The 1,497-nt window shown below is 37.7% G+C and carries 1 protein-coding gene; it reads left to right on the top strand.

The window, feature by feature from the left end; genetic code table 11:
• The first annotated feature begins 108 nt into the window (after window positions 1-108).
• Complete coding sequence (locus B2C77_RS00385; RefSeq protein WP_077701816.1) at window positions 109-1,296, top strand: IS256 family transposase; 1,188 nt, start codon at window positions 109-111, stop codon at window positions 1,294-1,296.
• Window positions 1,297-1,497: the final 201 nt, after the last annotated feature.

The following is a 1,497-nucleotide window of genomic DNA, read 5'->3' as shown; positions in this document are numbered from 1 at the left end:
GAGAGTATAAAATATTTTGTGTAAATGATTTTTAGAACATAGAAAAAGGAAGACCCTTTTTGTAGAATTAAGTTAGCCGACAAAATTCACAGAAAAGAGGTCTTCCCTATGAACCATGTTACTACAGATTTAATTGAAGCTCTAGTCCAAAAACAGGATATCCAAGAAGTTTTTCGCCAACATCTTGAGTCAGCAGTCAATCAATTACTCAAAAATGAATTGACAGCTTTCTTAGATTATGAACCTTATGATCGAAAAGGTTTTAATTCTGGCAATTCACGTAATGGCACTTACCCTCGTTCAATTAAAACGGAATATGGGGAATTAAATATTGATATTCCACGCGATCGTAACGGTGAATTTAAGCAACAAACTCTGGGCTCTTATAATCGCACGAATGATACTCTTGAAAGTTATATCATTCATATGTATCAAAAAGGCATCACGACAGACGAAATCGTTCAACTTATTGAGCGAATGTACGGCCATCACTATACGAAACAGACCATTTCCAATATCACTCAGCGTGTATCAGAGGATTTAGAAGCGTTCCACAGCCGAAGGCTCAACGAGCGCTATGTTTGTGTCTATTTAGATGCTACGCATATTCCAATTAGACGCGATACTGTCCAAAAAGAAGCTGTCTATATATCGATTGGCATTACCGAAGATGGCACAAAGGAAGTTTTGGATTATACGATTGCCCCAACGGAATCAGCTCACGTTTGGGAAGAGATGCTTTCGTCCCTTCGTGAACGAGGCGTTAAAAACGTTCTGTTGTTTGTCTCTGATGGGCTTAAAGGAATGACCGATTCGATTCATCGTGTTTACTCTAAAGCGAAACATCAGGTTTGCTGCGTACATGTTTCTCGAAATATTTCTAAAAAAGTACGCGTCAGCGATCGTGAAGACATCTCTAATGACTTTAAAAAGGTATATCAAGCTGAAAATCGTACTGAAGCTGAATCTCAACTCGAACAATTTCGGGAGAAATGGCAAAAGCTTTATCCATCTGTCATTAAAAATGTGATGGGGCATGAACAACTCCTAACGTTTTTTGATTTTCCGGCTTCTATTCGAAGAAGTATTTACTCCACGAATTTAATAGAGTCTTTTAATAAGCAAATCAAACGCCATATCAAAGCCAAAGAGCAATTTCCGAATGAGGAATCGCTCAAACGTTATTTAGTCACGCAATTCCATCATTATATTGAAAAACATAGTATGCGATGTCATAGAGGGTTTGAAAAAGCTAAACCAGAACTACTTAAAATGTTTGAAGCTATCGAAACTTAATCTTCTTCAGTTTTGGAAGTTTAGCTGGTTCTCACCAAGCATCAAGCCAAATACGCTTGACCCTTGGTGAGAACCAGCTATGGGGTTAGTAACTGAAGAAGAAAGTCACAGTCCGACCTGCAAGGTCGTTTATAATAAATAACTAGCTTAATTCTTACAAAAGGGCTTAGTGTCATTTACACAAAATTATTGACACTCCCA

The organism is Virgibacillus dokdonensis (genome assembly GCF_900166595.1).
In the GTDB taxonomy this organism is placed as follows: Bacteria; Bacillota; Bacilli; order Bacillales; family Amphibacillaceae; genus Virgibacillus; species Virgibacillus dokdonensis.
This window is presented reverse-complemented; position numbering and strand designations above follow the sequence as displayed.

Coding starts and splice junctions, on each gene's coding strand:
- B2C77_RS00385 (WP_077701816.1), top strand. CDS start 109: ATGAACCATGTTACTACAGATTTAATTGAAGCTCTAGTCCAAAAACAG.